The 4,307-nt window shown below is 51.8% G+C and carries 8 protein-coding genes; 6 read left to right on the top strand and 2 right to left on the bottom strand.

The genetic code is table 11. The features are described 5' to 3' along the window. The 3 genes from DWZ47_RS29905 to DWZ47_RS29895 all read left to right on the top strand — a co-directional run. On the top strand, positions 1-216 hold a 216-nt coding region (locus DWZ47_RS29905; protein WP_117515654.1), incomplete at its 5' end, for a hypothetical protein. Positions 217-379: 163 nt separating this feature from the next. Further along, complete coding sequence (locus DWZ47_RS29900; protein ID WP_004308432.1) at positions 380-1,615, top strand: site-specific integrase; 1,236 nt, start codon at positions 380-382, stop codon at positions 1,613-1,615. A 12-nt stretch (positions 1,616-1,627) separates the two neighbouring features. Next, complete coding sequence (locus DWZ47_RS29895; protein ID WP_004308431.1) at positions 1,628-1,990, top strand: hypothetical protein; 363 nt, start codon at positions 1,628-1,630, stop codon at positions 1,988-1,990. Between the two features lie 81 nt (positions 1,991-2,071). Here the strand turns inward: DWZ47_RS29895 and DWZ47_RS29890 are convergent, their stop codons facing one another. Further along, positions 2,072-2,377: a helix-turn-helix domain-containing protein gene (locus tag DWZ47_RS29890; RefSeq protein WP_008616581.1), complete on the bottom strand. Its 306-nt coding sequence runs from the start codon at positions 2,375-2,377 to the stop codon at positions 2,072-2,074. A 32-nt stretch (positions 2,378-2,409) separates the two neighbouring features. Further along, on the bottom strand, positions 2,410-2,703 hold the full coding sequence (locus tag DWZ47_RS29885) for a helix-turn-helix domain-containing protein (RefSeq protein ID WP_008645715.1): 294 nt from the start codon (positions 2,701-2,703) through the stop codon (positions 2,410-2,412). Positions 2,704-2,913: 210 nt separating this feature from the next. Between DWZ47_RS29885 and DWZ47_RS29875 the strand changes: the two genes are divergently transcribed. The 3 genes from DWZ47_RS29875 to DWZ47_RS30835 form a co-directional block, all read left to right on the top strand. Beyond that, the gene (locus DWZ47_RS29875; protein WP_009388859.1) at positions 2,914-3,273 is read left to right on the top strand and encodes a helix-turn-helix domain-containing protein; all 360 of its coding nucleotides are present in this window, start codon (positions 2,914-2,916) and stop codon (positions 3,271-3,273) included. 3 nt (positions 3,274-3,276) lie between these two features. Continuing rightward, entirely contained in the window at positions 3,277-3,627 is a 351-nt protein-coding gene (locus DWZ47_RS29870; protein ID WP_008616574.1) for a helix-turn-helix domain-containing protein, read from the top strand. Positions 3,628-3,647: 20 nt separating this feature from the next. Beyond that, positions 3,648-4,307 (top strand): DUF4099 domain-containing protein (locus DWZ47_RS30835; protein WP_199488171.1); only part of this gene is annotated, 660 nt, incomplete at its 3' end.

Here is a 4,307-nt window from a genome sequence, read left to right as displayed (position 1 = left end):
GTCCTTGCCGATAAAGGTTTCATCAGCCTTGATGTGGAGTATATCGACGGCACAAAGTTACTACAAAAAAGTGAAATGCGGAAGAATATGGTAATGGATTTGATTTACAGGGGTTTCATTTACGCTGCCAATTATTCCGAGAGCCATTACAATCCACGCCGAAGCCAAATCAAGACGGAGCTACGTTACTTGTTCGTAACCACGCTCAATAGGTGACGAAATGGACACGAATAACGAAACAAGGCTTTAAGGATTAGTGAGTTACTGACAACTCACGCAAAAAATCCGGTAACGAAAAAAGATTGCGCCGTTCTTCCGCAATTTGCGTATCAGAGGAGGGCTCTTCACCAACTAATTTTGAACAAAAAAATTAAGGACGATGAAGAGTACATTTTCAGTTATTTACTACCTCAAACGTCAGGTAGTGAAAAAAGACGGGACGGTTCCCGTCATGGGACGCATCACGGTGGACGGCAGCCAGACGCAATTCAGTTGCAAACTGACCATCGATCCCAAGTTGTGGGACACCAAAGGGGGACGTGTCACGGGCAGAAGCACGGCGGCACTCGAAACGAACCGCATGCTTGACAAGATGCGGGTGCGCATCAACAAGCACTATCAGGAAATCATGGAGCGTGACAACTTCGTCACGGCAGAGAAGGTGAAGAACGCCTTTCTCGGACTGGAACACCGCTATCACACGCTGATGCAGGTGTTCCAGCAACACAACGAGGACTATGCCAAGCAGGTGGAAGCAGGCATGAAAGCCAAAGGCACACTCTTGAAGTACAAGACCGTTTACAAGCACCTGCAAGAGTTTCTCAACATCCGTTACCACGTGAAGGACATCGCGTTGAAAGAGCTTACCCCCGCTTTCATTTCCGACTTCGAGATGTTTCTGCGCACGGACAAACACTGCTGCACCAATACCGTGTGGCTGTATGTATGCCCACTTCGGACGATGGTGTTCATCGCCATCAACAACGAATGGCTCACACGCGACCCGTTCAGGGAGTATGAAATCAAGAAGGAGGAAACGACACGCAGTTTCCTGACCAAAGACGAAATCCGCCTGCTGATGGAAGGTAAACTGAAGAACGCCAAACAGGAACTATACCGCGACCTCTACCTGTTCTGCGCCTTCACGGGCTTGTCATTCGCCGATATGCGCAATTTGACGGAAGAGAACATCCGCACCTACTTCGATGAACACGAGTGGATAAACATCAACCGCCAGAAGACGGGCGTGGTGTCTAACATCCGCCTGCTTGACATTGCGAAACAAATCATCGACAAATACCGCGGGCTGTGCGAAAACGGCAGGATTTTCCCTGTTCCCCACTACAACACGTGCCTCGCCGGAATCCGTGCCGTCGCCAAGCGTTGCGGCATCACCAAGCACATCACGTGGCATCAGAGCCGCCATACGGCAGCCACGACGGTGTTCCTCTCCAACGGTGTACCCATCGAAACAGTCAGTTCCATGCTGGGACACAAGAGTATAAAGACAACGCAGATATACGCGAAGATAACCAAAGAGAAGCTCAACCAAGACATGGAGAACCTTGCCGCAAGATTGAACCAAATCGAGGAATTTGCAGGATGTACCATCTAAAACAGAGACGCCATGAAACGTGACATAATCATTATAGAGGACAAGACGGTCAGCGTAACCGGTAACGAGGTATGGATGACCGCCGGGGAAATCGCCGAAGAGTTCCATGCCACCGTCCCGGCAGTGAACGCCGCCATCAAAGCCGTCCGCAAGTCGGACGTGCTGAACGACTACGAGGTATGCCGCTACATACAGCTTGAAAACGGCCTGTACGCGGATGTTTACTCGCTTGAAATCATCATTCCAGTAGCCTTCCGGCTGAACACATACTATACACACGTGTTCCGCATGTGGCTGGTGGAGAAGGCACTCTCAAAGGAAAAGAGGCAGGCATACGTGATGTTCATACAGAACGGGAAAACCGGATATTGCTGAACACGCATACAGACAACGAAAAAGGAAACGGACAACGCCATCGGGTGCTGTCCGTTTCCTTTTTTTTTTCATGCAACCGCCTTATTCCAGCGGCTTGAGGTAATTCGCCTCCAACAGTTCACGCAGTCCCGATTCGGGATAAAGCACCTTACCTGCCAGAAGGATAAAGGGCAGCATCCTGTTGTTGCGATACTCCTGCAAGGTGCGGCGGCTTACCCGGAGCATTTCCGCCACCTCCTTGTCCGTCAGGTAATGTTCCCCGTCCAGTGGCGGACGGTAACTTTCCAAAAATGCGGAGAGCCATTTGGAGCCTTTGAGCATATTCTGTATCGCGGTGGCAACCTGCTCGTCCTCCATTGAGAAAACCTCGTTGTTCTCGTTCATCATAACATCGGATTAAGTGGTTAATAAAAACAGAGTCATTTTCCATCGGGATAGATCGTGCCGATAAGCGGAATAAGCCGCCTGACCTCCTCCGGCCTGTAATAGAACCTGCGGTTCATCTGCGAGTAGCCGATAAGCCGCCTGTCACGCAATGACTGCAACGTGCGCGGGCTGATTCTCAACTGCCCGCAGACCTCCTCGCCCGTGAGCCACCTTTCCAGCCGCCCGCCGTCGCTTTTGCGCCTTAGGGCGGCGACTTTCTCCGAGAGGGCGTTGAATGACGCCAGCATCATCTCGAAGGTCTTTTTCTCGATAGATACGATTTCCATATACCAAAACATTTAATGATTTACCGCAAAGGTAACGCAGCCGCCTTGAATGCGTGCCGTTTTCCGCTATATGGCAGTTTGTTGCGCCGGTTGTCCGGGTTACGGAGTCACTTTCAAAGAAAATCTTACGTGAGTCACGTAGTGAGTTGTTAAAGCTCCTTTTGTTTATTGCCGAATTTTGCCGCAGAGAAACAAAAGAAAGGACAAAATATGAAAGTGATAACGATTGAAAGTTCCGCCTTCACCGCCCTGACGGAACAGATAGCCGAGATAGCGGTCTATGTGCGTGCCGTTTCCGGTGAGAGGAAGGGAGAGTTTTCCGACATGCTGCTCACCACCCGCGAGGCGGCGCACCTGCTGAACGTGAGTACCCGTACCCTCCAACGTATGCGCAGCGAACAGCGCATCGCCTATGTCGTGCTGCGCGGCAAATGCCGCTACCGCCGGTCGGAAATAGACCGCCTGCTCGCAGACTGCACCGTGGCAGAAGATGCAGCGACACTGACGGAACTGAAACGCAACCACACGCTGCGCACGGGCGGCGGCAAACCCAAAGGAAGGAGGACATAAGATATGGAACTGCTTACACGAAACAATTTTGAGGACTGGATGCAGAAGCTGATGGAACGGCTCGACCGTCAGGACGAGCTGCTGCTCTCCCTGCGACCGTCCGGCAAAGCCCCGAACCCGATGGAAAGTATCAGGATGTTCGACAACCAAGACCTCTGCATGCTGCTCCAGATAAGCAAGCGTACCCTGCAGCGCTACCGCAGCATCGGTGCATTGCCGTACAAGACGCTCGGCAAAAAGACCTATTACAGCGAGGAGGACGTACTGACATTCCTCTCCGAACACGTAAAGAATTTCCGCAAGGAAGATATAGCCTTCTACAAGGCGCGTATCCATAATTTCTTTAATAAATAACCCATTAAAACATTTTTCAAATGGCAAAGAAAACAACAGAAAAAGACGTGCTGATAGTCCGCGACGAGAAGACGGGCGAGATTAGCGTGGTAGCCGGGCTTAACGCCGACGGCTCACCCAAGCGTACCCCCGCAAAGGCGGAGAACGCGCAGAGTTTCCTGCAATTCGACAGGCACGGGGACGTGCTGGACAACTTCTTCAAGAACTTCTTCCGGCAGTGCAAGGAGCCCAGCCGCTTCGGTTTCTACCGTGTCGCGGCGGACCAAGCCGACAAGCTGCTGGAAGTTATCAAGGACTTGCTGAAAGACCCCGAGGGCAACAAGGAGATGCTTGCGCCCCACAAGGTGGACACCTCCGGCTACGAAAAGAAAGTACAGGAGGAGCAGTCCGCCGAAAAGCAGGAACAACCGGAACAGAAACAAGATGACGAACCTAAAAAACAGGAAGAAATGGAACAGAAAAACGAACAGAATCAGGAAAACCCGCAGCAGGCGCAGAGCAACCGGGGCTACCAACCCATCGACGAGAGCAAGATCAACTGGAAGGAGTTGGAGGAGAAATGGGGCGTGAAGCGCGACGACCTTGAAAAGTCGGGCGACCTTGACCGGATGCTCAACTACGGCAAGTCCGACTTGGTGAGGGTGGCGCCCAATTTCGGCGGAGAGGCTTTCGAGCTGGAT

It is taken from the genome of Bacteroides sp. AF32-8BH (genome assembly GCF_003435205.1).
Lineage (GTDB): Bacteria > Bacteroidota > Bacteroidia > Bacteroidales > Bacteroidaceae > Bacteroides > Bacteroides ovatus.
This window is presented reverse-complemented; position numbering and strand designations above follow the sequence as displayed.